The organism is Leptolyngbya iicbica LK, assembly GCF_004212215.1.
Classification (GTDB): Bacteria; Cyanobacteriota; Cyanobacteriia; order Phormidesmidales; family Phormidesmidaceae; genus Halomicronema; species Halomicronema iicbica.
In genome coordinates, this window is the sequence record NZ_QVFV01000002.1 from 1,121,517 (window position 1) to 1,138,270 (window position 16,754).

The 16,754-nt window shown below is 56.1% G+C and carries 16 protein-coding genes; 8 read left to right on the plus strand and 8 right to left on the minus strand.

Annotated features, from left to right (window positions below; all coding sequences use genetic code 11):
* The first annotated feature begins 150 nt into the window (after window positions 1-150).
* The 7 genes from DYY88_RS11990 (at window position 151) to DYY88_RS12025 (ending at window position 6,359) form a co-directional block, all read left to right on the plus strand.
* Complete coding sequence (locus DYY88_RS11990; RefSeq protein WP_039727777.1) at window positions 151-804, plus strand: Fe2+-dependent dioxygenase; 654 nt, start codon at window positions 151-153, stop codon at window positions 802-804.
* A gap of 778 nt (window positions 805-1,582) precedes the next feature.
* Window positions 1,583-2,095 carry a flavodoxin FldA gene (gene fldA / locus DYY88_RS12000; protein ID WP_039727775.1) on the plus strand — a complete coding sequence of 171 codons (513 nt, stop codon included), beginning with the start codon at window positions 1,583-1,585 and terminating at the stop codon, window positions 2,093-2,095.
* 64 nt (window positions 2,096-2,159) lie between these two features.
* Window positions 2,160-2,921: an alpha/beta fold hydrolase gene (locus DYY88_RS12005; RefSeq protein ID WP_039727773.1), complete on the plus strand. Its 762-nt coding sequence runs from the start codon at window positions 2,160-2,162 to the stop codon at window positions 2,919-2,921.
* A gap of 291 nt (window positions 2,922-3,212) precedes the next feature.
* Window positions 3,213-3,578, plus strand: a complete 366-nt coding sequence (locus DYY88_RS12010; protein WP_039727771.1) for an iron-sulfur cluster assembly accessory protein — start codon at window positions 3,213-3,215, stop codon at window positions 3,576-3,578.
* A gap of 112 nt (window positions 3,579-3,690) precedes the next feature.
* On the plus strand, window positions 3,691-4,113 hold the full coding sequence (locus tag DYY88_RS12015) for a hypothetical protein (RefSeq protein WP_039727770.1): 423 nt from the start codon (window positions 3,691-3,693) through the stop codon (window positions 4,111-4,113).
* Window positions 4,114-4,433: 320 nt separating this feature from the next.
* Window positions 4,434-4,628 carry a hypothetical protein gene (locus tag DYY88_RS12020; RefSeq protein WP_039727768.1) on the plus strand — a complete coding sequence of 65 codons (195 nt, stop codon included), beginning with the start codon at window positions 4,434-4,436 and terminating at the stop codon, window positions 4,626-4,628.
* Between the two features lie 282 nt (window positions 4,629-4,910).
* Window positions 4,911-6,359 (plus strand): Ycf66 family protein, encoded by a 1,449-nt coding sequence (locus DYY88_RS12025; protein ID WP_052288494.1) that lies wholly within the window; start codon window positions 4,911-4,913, stop codon window positions 6,357-6,359.
* A 733-nt stretch (window positions 6,360-7,092) separates the two neighbouring features.
* Here DYY88_RS12025 and DYY88_RS12030 read toward each other — a convergent pair.
* The 5 genes from DYY88_RS12030 to hflX all read right to left on the minus strand — a co-directional run bounded on the left by DYY88_RS12030 (window position 7,093) and on the right by hflX (window position 13,900).
* Window positions 7,093-8,844: a serine hydrolase gene (locus DYY88_RS12030; protein ID WP_052288493.1), complete on the minus strand. Its 1,752-nt coding sequence runs from the start codon at window positions 8,842-8,844 to the stop codon at window positions 7,093-7,095.
* A gap of 20 nt (window positions 8,845-8,864) precedes the next feature.
* The gene (locus DYY88_RS12035) at window positions 8,865-9,677 is read right to left on the minus strand and encodes an RNA methyltransferase (protein ID WP_039727766.1); all 813 of its coding nucleotides are present in this window, start codon (window positions 9,675-9,677) and stop codon (window positions 8,865-8,867) included.
* 110 nt (window positions 9,678-9,787) lie between these two features.
* Entirely contained in the window at window positions 9,788-11,164 is a 1,377-nt protein-coding gene (locus DYY88_RS12040) for a cytochrome c biogenesis protein (protein WP_084607102.1), read from the minus strand.
* Between the two features lie 70 nt (window positions 11,165-11,234).
* A complete protein-coding gene (locus tag DYY88_RS12045; protein ID WP_367889285.1) occupies window positions 11,235-12,026 on the minus strand; it encodes a cytochrome c biogenesis protein CcdA in 792 nt (263 codons plus the stop codon).
* A gap of 218 nt (window positions 12,027-12,244) precedes the next feature.
* Window positions 12,245-13,900, minus strand: coding sequence for a GTPase HflX (gene hflX / locus DYY88_RS12050; protein WP_236146369.1), 1,656 nt, complete (start codon window positions 13,898-13,900; stop codon window positions 12,245-12,247).
* A gap of 347 nt (window positions 13,901-14,247) precedes the next feature.
* On the opposite strand from hflX, the gene DYY88_RS12055 reads away from it, so the two are divergent.
* On the plus strand, window positions 14,248-14,658 hold the full coding sequence (locus DYY88_RS12055; RefSeq protein ID WP_039727759.1) for a CAAD domain-containing protein: 411 nt from the start codon (window positions 14,248-14,250) through the stop codon (window positions 14,656-14,658).
* Window positions 14,659-14,801: 143 nt separating this feature from the next.
* On the opposite strand, the gene DYY88_RS12060 is transcribed toward DYY88_RS12055, so the two are convergent.
* The 3 genes from DYY88_RS12060 to DYY88_RS12070 all read right to left on the minus strand — a co-directional run bounded on the left by DYY88_RS12060 (window position 14,802) and on the right by DYY88_RS12070 (window position 16,676).
* Window positions 14,802-15,638: a PHP domain-containing protein gene (locus tag DYY88_RS12060; protein ID WP_039727757.1), complete on the minus strand. Its 837-nt coding sequence runs from the start codon at window positions 15,636-15,638 to the stop codon at window positions 14,802-14,804.
* A 2-nt stretch (window positions 15,639-15,640) separates the two neighbouring features.
* Window positions 15,641-16,138 (minus strand): hypothetical protein, encoded by a 498-nt coding sequence (locus DYY88_RS12065; RefSeq protein ID WP_201279245.1) that lies wholly within the window; start codon window positions 16,136-16,138, stop codon window positions 15,641-15,643.
* A gap of 85 nt (window positions 16,139-16,223) precedes the next feature.
* The gene (locus tag DYY88_RS12070) at window positions 16,224-16,676 is read right to left on the minus strand and encodes an NUDIX hydrolase (protein WP_039730062.1); all 453 of its coding nucleotides are present in this window, start codon (window positions 16,674-16,676) and stop codon (window positions 16,224-16,226) included.
* Between the last annotated feature and the right edge of the window lie 78 nt (window positions 16,677-16,754).

Below are 16,754 nucleotides of genomic sequence, written 5' to 3' on the forward strand. Positions count from 1 at the left end.
CATGATGAGTTATTGAGATTGATACAGGTGAGATTTCCCACGCCGCCCTCACAAGAGGGCTTTTTGTGCATGATTAAGGCGCTTGGCATCATCGCCGATCTCAGTTCATCCCAAAGCGACCATGCCAATTGCCGCAATGGTAAGTGACCGATGATTTTTCAAATCCCCCATGTCTTGTCTGACCAAGAACTGGAACAAGTACGACTCGCCTTGTCTGAGGCGGAATTTATTGACGGTAAACTGACGGCTGGCTGGTACGCCAAAGAGGTCAAGCACAATCGTCAGGTGCAAGGCGATGACGGTGAAGAGATCCGGGCATTGATCAAATCAGCCTTGTTGCGACACCCTCTATTTCAAGCTGCCGTACGTCCTAAACATATCCACTCCCTGCTGTTGAGCCGCTACGAAATCGGCATGGACTATGGGCGTCATACCGACAACGCCCTGATGGGACAATACCGCTCCGATGTTTCGTTCACCGTCTTTTTATCAGAGCCGGATGCTTATCAGGGCGGAGAACTGGTAATGGAAGGGGCTGATGATGAGCAGTGCTACAAATATCCGGCGGGGGCGGCGATCGCTTATCCCGCTTCCACGCTGCATCGCGTCAACCCAGTTACCTCAGGCGTGCGGTTAGCCGCTGTGGGTTGGGTACAGAGCTGGGTCAAAGATCCGGCCCAGCGAGAAATTTTGTTTGACTTAGATACGGTGCGGCGATCGCTCTACGCCCAATCCGGCAAAACCGACGAGTTCGACTTGCTGTGCAAGAGTCTGGCCAATCTCATCCGGCGGTGGTCAGTGTAGTGACCCCGTTGTCACTAGCTCCTCATCGCGCCCCCGCGAACGGAAAGCCAGCTTCCGCCAGTCAAACAGCATCAGCTATCAATAGCTATTCTCAACAGCTACCTCAGATCAATTGATATCTGAGAGGCATTACTATAGCCAGAACTCAACAAGCAACGTTCGCCCGATCAGCAATTTTCACACCTGAAAAAGTCTTACAAATGGCTTTAATAGAGAGGGTTGGCAACTTTTTGGTACGTTCAAAACCCTAAGCCGATCACATTTATTTACATTCACTTGTTGAGAACAGTTCTCGACTATACTGGTTTCAGCTTATTGAGAAATAGAGTCAATAAGCTCAGGTTCAACCTTTAGATGGAGCTGCGATTGTGATGCAAGCAAGGTTTATGGCTATTGAGCAAGAGGCGATCGCTTGGCTGGTGGCGATCGCGTTTTATTACAGCGCGGGTAATTGTGAACCGCCAGCCTCAACGCGCTGGTTTGGTTAATCGTTAGCCAAACCCTACGAGCGAATCTCAGTTTTTGGGGGGGCAACCAGTCCCACCTGACTACCTGAAAAGCGATGCCCCTTTTCTAATCTTGGTCTGACGACTGCAATTGCCATGATGGGTCTCTGTTGTACCGATACTTTGCTGCGCCACGCCTCCTCCAGAGGCGTGTATGGGTTTTGCCCCACTTGTCGGCAAGCGATGCCTCTGTTTGGCGATCAAGCGGCACCACCGCGATCGTCAGCTTCCAAGGGTTTATCACTACAAACACAGATAAGGATGGAATTGATATGAGCAAAATTGGTTTGTTTTTTGGCACCCAAACCGGCAACACTGAAACCCTGGCGGAACAGATTCAACGGGCGCTTGGCGGTGAAGCCGTGGCGCTGCTGCATGACGTGGCTGACGCCAGTCTGAGTGACTTTGAGGATTTTGATTATTTGGTCATTGGCTGCCCGACCTGGAATGTGGGGGAGTTGCAGTCTGACTGGGAGGCCATTTACGACGACTTGGATGAGATCGACTTTAGTGGCAAGCAGGTCGCCTATTTTGGGGTCGGTGACCAAGTCGGCTATGCCGACAATTTCCAAGATGCGATGGGGATTTTGGAGGAGAAAATTACGAGTTTAGGCGGGACGACGGTCGGTTATTGGCCCACAGAGGACTATGACTTTACGGCGTCGAAAGCGGTCCGTGATGGAAAGTTTGTGGGCTTAGCCCTGGATGAAGACAATCAAGCTGATTTGACGGCTAGCCGAATTGCCACTTGGGCCGCCCAAGTGAAAGCTGCTTTCGGGGTATAGGCACGCATCAACAGGGCGGCATTTCTCCCTGAGTACACCTTTTCCAACTTCTGCAAGAACCTTTATGACGACTCAAATTTTGACTGCCGGTACCCCGGATGCCCTGTGGCTCAGCGTTAATCCCAGCTTTCGGCGATTGGAGCAGCAACTGCTGTTACCCCTCAATCGTCAGGTAGGGCAAGTTGCCCATTGGGGCTATGCGCAAACGCCAGACGAACCCAGCGACTTAGAGGTCGCGCTCACGCTGCTGCACGATTACCTCAAGGGCTGCGATCGCCCCGTGCATCTGATCGGTCACAGTACGGGCGGATTAGTCGGCTTACTGTATGCACGACGCTATCCCGAGCGGGTGAAATCACTCACGCTGCTGGGTGTCGGGGTCAACCCAACCCTGGACTGGAAAGCCAATTATTACGCCCAGTTAGATTTACTCCCTTGCAGCCGCACACGCCTACTCACCCAAATGGTGCATCGCCTCTTTGGGCAACAGCATCGGCGTTATTTACACGGCTTGCGAGAGCTGCTAGAACGCGACCTGATCGAGTCGTTATCACTGCACTCACCGTTAGAACGGTTTAGCTTATTTCCGGGCGGCGTCGCGGTGCCGCTGCTCGTCGCGGGGGGACAGGCGGACAGCATCGTTGACCCAGTGCAGGTGCAGGGGTGGTATCCCTGGTTCAAGCCAGGCGATCGCCTCTGGTTGTGTCCCCACAGTCGGCACTTTTTCTACGCCACTCATGCTGACGCGACCGCCACCGAGATTGTTGATTTTTGGCAAACCGTCGAAGGCCATAACATCGCGCCGCCGCTGTTGCGATCGGCTTAGTCAAATAACGCCCTCAAACAAGAACCATTGAAACCCTCAATCTTGTGAATTAAAGCTTCTTTTGATGGCCAGGAGTGCTCTTCCTAATCAATCCTGAGACCCAGGCTGGCGGGTCTTGTTGCGCGATCTCCCTAGCCATCTGTTCGGGATGGAGACCTGTAAATCAACGTTGCGGCTTGATCCGACCAGAATTGACTTGGGCTAAACTGTGAGGAAATGCTGGAGCTTGGGGACAGCGCACCGCCGAGCCTCTTCAGTTAATATTTGGGGTATTACAAATAAATCTGGCCTATGACTACACAAACAGCGCCACAACAAGAGAAAGGCATTTTGATGTCTGAGAATGCTTTGACCCACGTCAAAATGCTCAAAGAGCAGCAAGGTGGCAAGGATCTCTGCTTGCGGGTGGGCGTACGACAGGGAGGCTGTTCTGGCATGTCGTACATGATGGATTTTGAAGATCCCTTAAACATCAACAGCGACCATGATGAAGTCTATGACTACGACGGATTCCGGGTGGTGTGCGATCGCAAGAGCCTACTCTATCTGTACGGCCTCATGCTGGATTACAGTACCGCGCTGATCGGTGGCGGCTTCCAGTTTACGAACCCCAACGCGGCGCAGACCTGTGGCTGTGGCAAGTCGTTTGGCACTTAGACCGACACTCGACGAGTAATCATAAGCAACGCTTGATTTACAGCAGGTTTGGCTTCCTTCGGGGCTGAACCTGCTGTACGCTTTATGACGGTGATTTTGGATAATTGGCAGCATGGCTGAAAGTGCGGAAGCGCTATTTGAGCAAGGTATTGAGCAGTACAAGGCAGGCGCAAGCGCGAGTGAATTAATCCCGGTATTCAAGGAAGTGTGCGATATGGCTCCCAAAAGTAGCCCGGCGCTCACCTGTTTAGCGTGGCTCTACTTACTTGCAGACAAACCCAATGCCGCCTTGAAATCGGCCCAACGAGCAGTGAAGCTCTCCCCCCAAGATCCTCAAGGACGGGTCAACTTGGCCCTCGCTCTGTTAGAGACGGGCAAAAAGGGCGTGCGCGATCATATTGACGAAGCCGCCCAGGTGATGTCGCTGTCAGCTGAGTTGAAAGAAGAAGTGCAGAAGAATCTTGAAGAAGGATTAAGCCGTAAGCCCGATTGGAAAAATCTCCAACGAGTCCAAAAGTGGCTGTTTGCTAGCTAGTCAGTCAACCGCTGTGAGGGCACTGTTAGCCGCTTTACGTAGCGGCTTTGAGCGACTTTCCGTAAACAAATTTGACGACCGGTGTTGCAAAAACGTTACGCCTTTGATTCTCTCAATTGCCGGGTTCAGTGCAAACAAGTCAACCACGCCAATACTTTGCCGAATTGCGGGGAACGACCATAGAACCTAGCAGGGATCAGCAAGATTGGATAAATAACTTAACGGCAACCAGAGGAAGTGAATGATAAGGTTTACTCAATGAACCGATAAGGTTTACTTGAGTATTATTCAGTCACGTTAAATTACGGAGCAGGATCCAAATGGTTGCACGCACTGTGAAAGTTAAGCCGGAAACTCGTAATCACAAGGGCTTTTTTGTTCAAGATACGGCTTATGAGTTGGTCGGAATTGAGCAGTCTGGTTGGGCTTTGATCTGTGTTGACGAAGCCAGTTGTCATTATGTTGATCCCGACGATTTGCGCGGCGGCGATAGCGAGCAAGCGGATGTCATTTAGCAAGCATTCGCGACCTGTTAGCAAAATTTGACGCGATCGCGCGGCCATCGAAACTCCTTGTAGAACAGCATTGCCACTAGTGTTTTCTCTCTGGGCATTAGCAACGGGTTCTCACCTCAAAGATGGCCGCTTTTTTGTGCTTTCCAATCGTGCTTAAAATTGCATGGCGCTCTCGCCCGGTTGACTCGGCTCAGTTGCCGATGCTGGCGGTGACTTTTCCCAAACCGCTGTAAATTGAAAGGGCAAACAGAGAACCTGACTTGATTGGAGACGATCGCGTCCATGCTGGCCTACATCCTCGCCATCACCGTCGCCATTGGCAGCTTTAGTTTTTATATGGCGGCTTTTTTCGTGCCAGAGATGCATCGCCGCCAAGATTTTTTTTGGAGTGGGCTCGGCATGTTTTATGCGGTCGTGCTGTGGTTTTGCGCCGGACGACTCACCGGAGCCGTGCTGCTCGGACAGTTAGTCAGCGTCGTGCTGCTGGGGGGCTTGGGCTGGCATACCTTAGCCCTGCGTCGCGATCTCACGCCCGAGCTCGTGCAAACCCCAGTAGCTTGGGAGGATGTGCAAAAGCTCACGCAAGATTTGCAGCGGCTCGTTCGCCAATACGCTCGGTTGGATGATCTCGCTAGCTTGACGCAATCAACGTGGGATTCAGTAACTCAACTGGTGGCTAATTGGCGCGATCGCGCCGCTACCGTGCCATCTCCCGAAGCCGTCGCTGACGTGCCGCCGCTGAAGCGATCGCCCGCTTATGAATTTGAGACGGCTCCAGGCGATGGGCAGGCGGTCCCGACTGAGTTTGCGACTGTAGCCAGTCGCCAGCGGCCCCAGCCCGCCCTCGCTGAAACACTGGAGTCACCCATAATGGACGAGGCGGCAGCCGATGCCGAGAGCTCTGAGACCGCTGTTTCCTCAGGCGACACTGACAGGGTTACCCCGTCCCCGGTGGAGTCTACACCGTCAGCAGACGATACCACCGACGCCAGTGACGTGATCGACGAAGCCACCACGCAGGCAGTATCGACAACGCCCAAGCCAACCGCTGAATCCTCAACTGCAACGCCTCGTCAGAAGTCTACAGCCTCCGTTTCGCCGCCTCCGGCGCGGTCCCAAACAGTGGCGCAAACCGGCCAAGAATCATCGACTCGCCAGTCGAATCCGGTCGCTGGAGCCATCAATTGGGCTGGCAACCTCATCGGCGGCGGGCGCAAACCGAAGCCTCAGCGTGGGGTGATTGAAATCCCCCCGCGCCCCCCCTCTATCCCTAGAGATCCCAACGCGGCACCGACGCCATCACAGTCATCCAAGCCGACGCCCCAAAAGTCTCGCCCTGGTAAAGCGTCACGAGCGGTGATCGATATTCCGCCCCGACCACCATCAATCCCGCGATCGCCCAAGCCGCCATCAGCGCCCTCCACGTCTGGCTCAGTTCCCCCCGTGCAGTCCACCGTCGAGGCTGAGACTAATTGGGTGGATGTTGGCGACACGAATCCATCCGCAGCGAAGCGTCCTACTGAGTCCTCCGCGTCTGAAAACCAAACCACCCCTCCGCCCACGGCTCCCACCAGTGATGAAGCGAACTGGCCCGAGCCCAAAACTAACTGGCCGACCGGGGAAGCTGAGACGACAACCCGCCGCGACTCGTCCTCACCGCCCGACTCGACCGCCGCACCAGCTGACGATACCAATTGGCCAGATGATGGAGATACCAACTGGCCCGATTAGCGATCGGTGAAAGCATCACCAGCTAACTGATGGGAGTGCCTGGTGAACTGGGTCGCTAGGCACTCCCATACAACAGAATCTTTCTGAGCTTTGATTGTGAGCCCTGGTTATCGCAGAGGGTGCAAGGGATCAGGTATGCGGAATTTTGTTGCCACCAGCGACTCAGCCACCGATCGCAACCTGACCTGATGGCGGATTGCGATCCAAATAGTCCTGGAGCACGCTACCGAATCGCAATTCGCAGTCAGGTGCCAAGAGCCCAAAAGCTTCCAATATGGGAATGAAATCTAAGTGTGGACAGCCGTCTCGGCTGTTCTGGGACAGGCAAGATGGCTGCCCGAAAAGACTTGGATTTTATAAAATCTAATCTTGCTTCGTAATCTCAGTCCCTCGGTTTTCTGCCAAAGCGATGAACGGAGCTATAGCAATCCGCAGTTAGGTGCCGAGAGCCCAAAAGTTTAAAGTATGGGCATTGAATCGAAGTGTGGACAGCCGAGACGGCTGTCCTGGGGCAAGCAAGATGCTTGCTCAACAAAACTTGGGTTGGATTGATTTGAAAAATCCTGCTTCCTAACCTAATCCACTCGTTTTTCCATCAAATCAATGAACGGAGCGATCTGCGCAACGCTATATCTGCAGATCGCGATAGCTTGCTCACATTGCACCAATAACTCGCCCCACCGTCAGGCTGTAGGGCGAGTTCAAGCCATCTGCAAAGAAGACCGAGCAGTCTCTAGCCAGGGGGAAGTTCTGGATCCGATAGCGGGGTGCCCGGCTCGATGTAAGCCTCTGGCTCTACTGACGTTTCGGGTTCGGACGAGGGCACCGTTGACGGCTCGATTGTCGGGTCTGTCGGGGATGGGGCACCTGTGCTAGGCACGTCAGGGAAACTGCCGCCCACCGGACTCACAGGTTGATTCATCTCTTCGTGAATGCGTCCTGCAACCCGTCGGACTAACTCGCTGGCGCGGCCATCGTTAAAGGGGCGATCGACCAACACACTGAGGAGATAGCGGTTACCATTTACCGTGTCGACGAGGGCTACATCACCCAGCAGGGTACCAATATCGCCCGTTTTGTTGAAGGTCAACGCGCTGTCGTCGCCTAAGCCATCGGGAATCAAATCGCGGTTATAAGTACGCTGCATGATGCCCAGTAGGCGATCGCGCGATCGCCGACTCAGCAGATCTCCCTGCTCTACGAGGGCCATAATTCGGACGAGATCGGCGGCACTAGTTGTATTGGTGCCATCTAAGTCAGGTAGGGGATTGCGCAGCGAAGTGGAGGACAGCCCCCAATTAGCAAACTGTTGATTGAGTACCTGGAGCCCGCCCAGCAGCTCAATAACCATATTGGTGGCAGTGTTGTCACTGTTCACAATCATGGCGGTGGCCGCCTCTAGCGCCGTGAACTGACTGCCAATCTCTTGGGTTTGGAAATCGCCAGAACCACCGGCCATTAGGTCTTCACGCAGGATAACCGCTTCGTCTAAGCGCACCGTCCCGGCATCCACGGCTTGCAAAAATGCGACCAAAATCGGCACTTTAATGGTGCTAGCAGCGGCGATGGGCTCGGTGCCATTGAGCTCAATGTAGTTGCCGCTATCGAGGTCATAGAAAAAGACCGATTGCGTGAGCCCCGGGGTCATCGTTTCCAGCGCCACCAAGTCGGTTTCCACGGAGACGAGTTCTTCTGCTAGGGGCAGTGGTTGGGTCAGGGCATCACGATTATCTGACCGAGAGGCAGTTTCCGTCGCGACCGGGCGATCGCTGGAATTGCCCGCTGTTTGGTCGCTCGAATTCAGCGAAGACAGCATAGTCCCGACGATCGCGGCAATGCCAGTCCCTAAAATCAACAGGCGAATGCCATACAACACCGGCTGCGGCGTCTTCCGGCCAGAGCGGCGCGGTTGAGGACGACGCGCTTTGGTATTGGGATTAGACGACTGGGGCCGCGATCGCGATGGGGGCCGCTGTAGGGGCGTGACCTTGTTGCGGGCTTCGACACCGTTCCCCGGACGTCCCGGCGGACGCCCTGGTGTGCCAGCGGGCACTGCAGGGCTCGCAGCCCGCGCAGCCATTGTTCGCGGATCGACAGGTGCTGACGCATAGGCAGAGGAATTCGGCCCCGTCATGACTGGCTGGGCCGGTGCAGCGGAACCCGTCTGAGACGGCATCGGGGTTTTGATGCGTTTGGGCGCAGTCGAGGCGGCGGCATCAGCGCCTGATCGAGACCGGGGCGATCGCGCTGTCGCCGTCGTCGTGGCCCCACGACCCGGTTGAATCCACTGCCGCCAACGATTACGCGCATTACGTTGCCGTCGTCTCGCGCTCCGCGACGGTGGGGGCGTGCCGCCACCAGGAGCTGTCAGCGGGGGCGGCGTCAGGGGCAACACCTGGCCCTGGGGCGTACCGGGGTTGCCAGTGGGCTCATAACGTCGAAAGGGAGACTGGCCGTGGTTGGACTGATAGTTGTTGTCTGCCATGATGCTGCGTTGGTATTACCCTAGCCCTGCGGTGGGTTTGGCGAACTGCGATCGGGCGGAGAAGTTGGCGAACGGTGGACCGGGCTCGAAGCCCAGTCGGTCTGCCGCAAAATTCCCCTAAGCATAGCCAACTCTTGAGAAGTCGGTGCCGCTCGCACAAAGAATCGCCGCAACTTTTCCATTCGGCTTGTCGCCGTGTGGGGATAAAGATAGCCGATCTTGAGCAAAACGGCTTCTAAATGTTGGTGAAAACCTTCTAATTGATCAAGGGGGGCGGTTTTTACCTCACTGGGGGGCGGTGGAGGTGCCGCGATCGCGACCCGTGGAGTGGCCGCCCGCGCCAGTTCATAGCAGCACACCGCGATCGCCTGAGCCAAGTTCAAAGAGGTGTAACTCGCATCACTGGGAATGCGGACGAAGCGCTGGGCATAGTTCAACTCTTCATTACTCAGTCCCCGGTCTTCGGGACCAAAGATCAGCGCCGCCGGGGCGGGAGTGAGGTCTGACGCTGGGGCCACGAGCCAGGGCAAAGCGACTTCCGGCAATTCCATCGTCGTATTCAAGGCGCGATCGCGGGCAGTAGTCGCGATCGCCTTGGTGCAGTCGGTCAGCGCCGCCGCCAAGGTCGGTACGATCTGCGCTTGGGTCAAAATGTCTCCCGCATGCACCGCCATGCGCTGCGCTTCCTCCCCCAGCGGATCACAGTGGGGATTCACCAGGACCAGTTGCGACAGGCCCATGTTTGCCATTACCCGAGCAGCGGACCCCACATTCAAAGCTCCCGCCGGCTCGAGCAAAATGATCCGAATATGCTGTAAGCGGGGATGAACCATGACACCTGTTGAGTGGACTCGGAGGCAAAAGGCGATTATAGACGTTGCCTCGGGGGTTCACCAGACCAGACTGCAGTGGCTGGGGGACGCACGCTCGAAACGGCTCCGGGTTAGGGCGCGATCGCACTCGTTTCTGTGGCATCTGCGGCTGCCGTCGCCGTCGGTTCGATCGCTTCCATAATCTGCAAGAGTTCGCGTTCAAAGGCGACTTGGGCACGGTTGGTGCGGCCCCCCACAAAAAACTTGTCGTCCGCCTCCAACGCCCAGACTTGCGAATGAGAGATGTAACTCATCAACACGCCCACCATCAGCAGGCCAAATCCCAAATAGACCACGGGAATGCCGGGATCGGCTTTGATTTGCAGGCCCGTGCTGCCGATGATATCGACGATCGCCAGTTGAATGCCATTCACTTCCGTCGCCATGCCCTTACGCACAGTGGCCACGAGTTGGCCGTTAGTGTCGTAAACCAGCAGCGTGCCCTGCAAATCCGTCGCCAGCAGCGACACACTCTCGCTCATGTCCGGCTTCGTCGGCACCAACGTGCCCCAAATTCTTGATTTGCCCTCCGTCGGCAACTGCCCCATGGGAATCTCCAACACCGGACTGTTGTTGAGCTTTACCTTCACCGCCGCAATGCCCCAGTCCGCTTGATAGAGGGTAACCCCTTTGTAACGCAGGGGCTCATTCACATGAATGGTTTTTTGCGTCAGTTCTTCCCCGTCTTCATCAATCACGGAGAGGTCGGAATAAAACTGGTCGATCACGCCTTCGGGGGTGTAGTCAATCCAAAAATCGTTGACCCGCACTGCCCAGTCTTTGGGTACTTGCGCCTCGGCCCACGGCCCCGCGTCGAAGATGTTGCGAATTTGAAACACCTGACCGCTGGGCACAATTTCTTGGGCAAAAAAGCCCGTCATCGACCCATAAATGGCCCCCGCGAGAATGATCAACATGCTGGCGTGGACAACGATGGGGCCAATGCGCCCCGCCACTCCTTTTTGGGCATAGAGAGCGCGATCGCGAGTAAAGACCTTATACCCCCGCTTTGCCAACAGGGGCGAAATTTCTTCTAAGTTGCCCTGCTCTAACTCGCCACTGAGGGCCAATTTGTTGAATTGTCGGGGCTGACTGTAAAAATTCCACGGGCGCGAAAACCAGCGCAGGGCCGTAATTTGTCGCGTAAAGGTGCAGGCGGTGAGGCTGGCCCCAAACAGAATCAAAATCGCCAGGTACCACCAGGTGCGATACACATGATCCAGGCCGGATACGAGGATGACCCGCCAGTCCAGAAAGCCAAACAGCGCCGGATCAGAGGGATAGTTCTCTTGATAAAACGCCAGCGACTCGCCCTGTTCGATAACGGTGCCCGTAATGCTGGTCACCGCAATCACCAGGAGGAGGGCGATCGCCAGCCGCAAATCCGCCAGCAGGGGCAGCAGCTCTCGCTTAAAGTAGCGCTGTAGCCAGCGATTCACAGTCGTCATTGGGTTAGAAGAGAAAGCCATGAAAAGGGGGAATTAGCTCAGGTGAACAGGCATTGCGGCGATCGGCAAATTACACCAGTTGGTTGGGCGCAAAGCGAATCAGCAAGGAAAAGACGCCAAAGCCGACCAGCAAGATGCCGCTAGCAGGGGTAATCCAGCCCGACCAGCGACGCAGCGCCAGCAGCTTTTTGATCGTGGCGGTAAAGGTGCCCGCAATCACCAGCGGCGACACATAGCCCACGGTATAGGCCAGCAGCAGCGCCGCTCCCAAAACCGGGTCGCCCGTGGTGGAAATCCACGCCAGCAGGGTCGCCAGCACCGGGGTACTGCAAGGCGATGCGACCAGCCCAAAGGTCAACCCCAGCAGATAACTCTTCACCGCGAGGGGAAAGCCCCGGTTCGTCAGGTCCACGTTGCCCCAGTTGGGCATGGGTAAGGGGAGCGCTTCCAGCAAATTCAACCCCATGAGAATGGCGAGCACGCTGACGATGATGGGGAGCCCAACGCCCACCTGACCGTAGACTCGCCCCACCGCCCCCGCCACGAGCCCCAACGCCGCCAGGGTCGTCGCCAAGCCCAGGGCAAACCAGGAGGCTTGAGCGATCGCTTGCCCGCGATTTTCGGCGTCGTAGCCTCCCATATAGCCCACCATGATCGGCAGCATGGAGAGGGTGCAGGGGGTGAGACTGGTGAGCAAGCCCGCCAGCCAAACCACGCCGATGCTGACCAGTGAAATGCTCGTGAGTTGATTGGCGACCAGGGAGTTGGCGTACTGGCTGACTTCGTAAAGGGAGGTTTGCAGCGTTTCTAACATGGGGATGGGTAAACGGTGGGCGCTGGCAGGGAGGCGATCGCTCAGCAAAAGCGGTGCCTTGACATGCCATTCCCCATTCTATCGAGAGCGGGAAACGGATAGGCAGCGGATTGGCCGTTGACATGAAGCATTAACCTCAAAGGGGAATTATCCCCCTGCTCCCCTGCGCTCATACATCCGGATCTGTAGTGCTATCGACAAGAACTGATACTAGCCGCATGTTGGACATCTGCCGTTGACGTTTGCTTTGAGGACCGAATCAAGCGTTATTGACAGAGGGCGTAGCTGGCGAGTTCGATGAGCTGCTTTCGCAAGGTTTCCAGACCAATGCGGTCTTGGGCCGAGACGAATACAGCGTTGGGGAATTCTTCTTTCGCGATCGCTAACGCCTCGCTATCCACCCGATCTAGTTTGTTAAAGGCCAGCAAAATTGGGCCGGGAGTGACGGGCATTTCGCCCAAAATACGCATCACGGAGCGAATTTGACTCTGCCAGGCCGGATGGGACAAATCCACCACATGCAGCAAAGCATCGGCTTCCGTCACTTCTTCCAAGGTGGCGCGAAAAGCGTCCACCAGGGACTCGGGCAAATCGCGGATAAAGCCCACCGTGTCCGTCAGCACGAGTTGAGTTTGCTCCTGGGTGTCGCTGTCGAGCACGCTCAGGCGGCGGGTGGTGGGGTCGAGGGTGGCAAAGAGTTGGTCAGCGGCGTAGATTTCCGAGTTGGTGAGGGCGTTGAGCAGGGTCGATTTGCCCGCGTTGGTGTAGCCCACCACCGCAATCGACGGGATATCGCTCTGCTGTCGCCGTTGCCGCAGGCGATCGCGGTGGGCTTGCAGTTGATTCACCTCTCGCTGCAGTCGCGAAATGCGCCGCTGAATGGCTCGCCGTTCGGTCTCCAATTTGGTTTCACCAGGGCCACGGGTGCCGATGCCGCCGCCGAGTCGCGACATGGCCTGGCCGCGGCCCGTCAGCCGGGGGAGTTGATATTCCAACTGGGCCAACTCGACCTGCAACTTACCGGCTCCGGTGCGGGCCCGCTGGGCAAAAATATCCAAAATCACTTCGGTGCGATCGACCACGCGGACGCCCATTTGCGCTTCTAGATTGCGGACTTGGGCGGGGGACAAATCGCGATCGAACACCACCAGAGTCGCCCCCAGGGTTTGCGCCTCTAAAGCGATCTCTTGGATTTTGCCCGCCCCGAGGACGGTTTGGGGATGGGGGCGATCACGCCGCTGGTGCAGGGTCGCTAGCACCTCGCCGCCCGCCGTTTCGACCAAGCGCCGCACTTCCATCAGGCCATAGCGAAACTGGGTCTTGCTCACATTGCCCGTCATCAGACCGACGACAATGACGCGATCGTGGTCAGCATCGACTTGTTGCGCCACAAAGACGCGCCGAAATTCTTCTTCCAGCGCATCGGTCAGGGAGACAAAATCTTGCTGGGCCAGAGTATCCAAAGACATGGGATCCGACACCGTCCACCGCGCCTCGGGATGGGGGACTAAATGCGCCAGGTAAACCTCGTCAACGTAACCCGTAGCGCCGCCGCCCCGCCGCTCAAAGCCATCACCGGATAAGGTCACCGCCACCAACGAGTCCAGCCGCTGCATCGCCATCGCGGTGAGATCGCTGGTGCTCGGCGGTTCGTGCTTGAGCCGGGTGGCAATGCAGCGAATGCCACAGAGGCGCTCGGCCCCGTAACGCGGCAGTTCTACCGGAGGAATGCGGGTTTGCTGCGGGGTGCCCACCCCGACGCGAATCACTTGGCCCCGACGATTGAGATAAACGCACAACGGCTGACCGAGATCGGTACTAATGGCCGCCAATCGTTGCGCAAACTCTGGTGTCGTGACGCGATCGCCCGGTAGCCGCTGATGATACAGCCGTTGCAGTTGCTTCAGCTGGTTCGGTTTCAAACCGCGCAGATTGCCGTGGATGGTCTCGATGGGGCCTGATCCTCCAGAAAAATCAATTTAGAAATTATCCTAGTCGAAATTTTAGCGAGACGAGAGAGGCCACAGGAGAGCGACGGTTGGGCGATGGGTTGAGCCCCAGCGCTGTCGCGAATCGCCGCCTGGTTAAAGATAGATTTCTTTAGGCAAGGGTTTGAAATTTGAACAGTTTCAGACTATAAATCTGCTATCGCTGTGTGGCGATCGCTGCAACCCTCACTCCGATGTACCAAAAAGTAACTTTTTGGGTTCAGTTTCAAGAGGGTCACTATCCTATAAGACGTCATTCCGGGGGATAACCCTGTATTCATATGAGCACAGATATCAATTCTGAGACTAAAGTAGCTGAGGTGCCCGAAGCCGAAGCCCATACCGAGACCCCAAGCGACGGTGAAATCAATCAGCAGTTGCAGCAAATCCTGGATAAGGTGTCTGGGTTGTTGGCCAACCTGCCTGACTACGTCACAGACTTTTTCAAAGAATATAAGCGCCCGCTAGTCACCGTCGGGTTGATTTTGGCAGCGTTTATCTCCGTCAAGCTGCTGCTGGCAATTTTGAATGCGATTAACGAAGTGCCGTTGTTGGCCCCCACGTTTGAACTCGTCGGTTTGGGCTATAGCAGCTGGTTTGTTTATCGCTTTTTGCTCAAGGATGCCAATCGCCAAGAGCTGACGGAAAACTTTACCGCGCTCAAAGATCAGGTGCTGGGTAAGAACGGTTAGCCGATCGGCGACTGGCCCCGGTGCAATGACGTGCTTTAGCGGCTCGGTGAACCCTCACGAACATCCACAGAGCGTGCTGAATGCCTTTTCCATCGAAGCCCTGTCAATCATTGGCAGGGCTTTTGTCGTGCGCGCGATCGCGCTTAGGCGATCGCGGCCATTTTCAGCTTTGCGGCGGCGGCTTTGAGCGGCGGCAATAGCGATAGCGGCACCTGTAAACCATTTAGGGCAACGCCGGTTTTGGTTTTGTCGGTGGCGGGACCGTGATAATCGCTGCCGCCAGTGATCAGCAAATCATAGCGATCGCACAATTCCTCTAATTTGCGCTCATCACTGGGGCTGTGGTTGGGGTGGTAAACCTCGACGCCCATCAGTCCCGCTGCCACCAGTTCAGGCAACACCGTTGCGACCGTGCCACCCCGAAAGAGGTAAGGGTGAGCCCACACAGGTACCGCTCCACATGCCAGCAGCAGTCGAATGCCGTCAATCGCAGAAAACGAATCATAAGCCACATAGGCCGGGCCACCCTCGCCCAGCCACCGGGTAAACGCCTCTTGGGGATGGGTGACGTAGCCCGCTTCCACCAGGGCTTGGGCCACGTGGGGGCGGCCCGGAGCCGTGTCGCCAGGCATCTCAGGCAAGGTGATCGGAAAACCCAATTCAGCCAGCTTATCAGCCATGGCTTGCGCCCGGTATCTGCGCCCGGCAATGCGGTCTTGCAGGGCTGGCTCCAGCTTCGAGCAATCGGGATAGTAGCCCAAAATGTGGAGCGATCGCCCCCGATGCACCGTACTCAGTTCCACACCGGGGACAATTTCGAGCTGGGTGCCCGCTGCGGCGATCGCCCGCTCACAGCCCGCCAGCGTGTCATGGTCGGTAATCGCCATCGCTTTCACCCCAGCGGCGATCGCCACCTGGACCAATTCCTCTGGCGTCAGGGTACCGTCCGAGCAGGTCGTGTGACAGTGCAGTTCTAGCATGGTTACTCTGCTCCTAGTTGACTAAAGACCTCATCCACAATGGCTTTGGCTTTATTATCCAGCACCAGCCAGTCCACATCATTGACCTCGCGATCGATAATCGACTCATCAACCTGCACGGGGCCATCGGTGACCGGATACGCCTGAAAACAGACGCAATAACAGAGGTGCCAAACATCGACAATCCGAGTCTGCTCGGCTTTGGTCAAGTGCAACTCATAGCCCGGAAAGGGCTGGGGGAGCTGCTGCAGTTCGGTGCGAATGGTCTCGGCGGTTTCCGGCGTCGCCTGATTCAGTTGCGATTGCAGTTCCTTGAACTGGTGCAAAGTCGCTTCCGAAGTCCCTTCCGGCCAGATTTGGGTTTCTTGATAGGTGCCTTGCCACTCTGAGTCTTCCAACTGCTTGCGAATGTTATCGATGATGCGGATCAGGGCTGGCTGCATCAGCTGATCGGCCAGGTGGCGCGCTTGGGGAGTCTCGAACTTCAGCATCAGGGTCAAAAGATTCACTCCTCTCAGCTTATCGATAAAGCTGCGAGCCCGTGACCTTTACGCATTTGATTAAGCTTTAGGCGCAAAAGAAGGGTTATTCAAGTTGGTCACAGAGACTTTTCAGCAATGGCAGTTGCGCCTTAATCAAGCAGTGTTGGGCGCGGGGAATGGTGAACCAATTGGCGTGATCGACTTCTGGAAACTCTTGCAGTTGGCCCGACTTGGGGGGCCATTCCATCATGAAGGAATTGCTGCGGATTTGCGTCGGGTCACAGTCGCCCGCAAAGGCCCAGGCTTTGACGCGCTTGCTCGACTGACGAATTTCTGGCAATTCTAAAAAGGGGGGGTGCGGGGTCAGGCCCGTCTCTTCAGTGAACTCACGACAGGCGGTGTGAAATAAATCTTCGTCCCCCTCGACCAATCCTTTGGGAATACTCCAGACGCCCGCATCACGCTTTTTCCAAAAGGGGCCACCTGGATGCACGAGCAGCACTTCCAACTCGGCATGATGGCGATACATTAATAGCCCAGCACTTTGTTTAACCATGGCAACCAATTGGGCGACAACGCCGGGAAATGTCTTCTGGCGCCGAGGAGCGATCGCAACTGGGGGCAAAATAAGAGA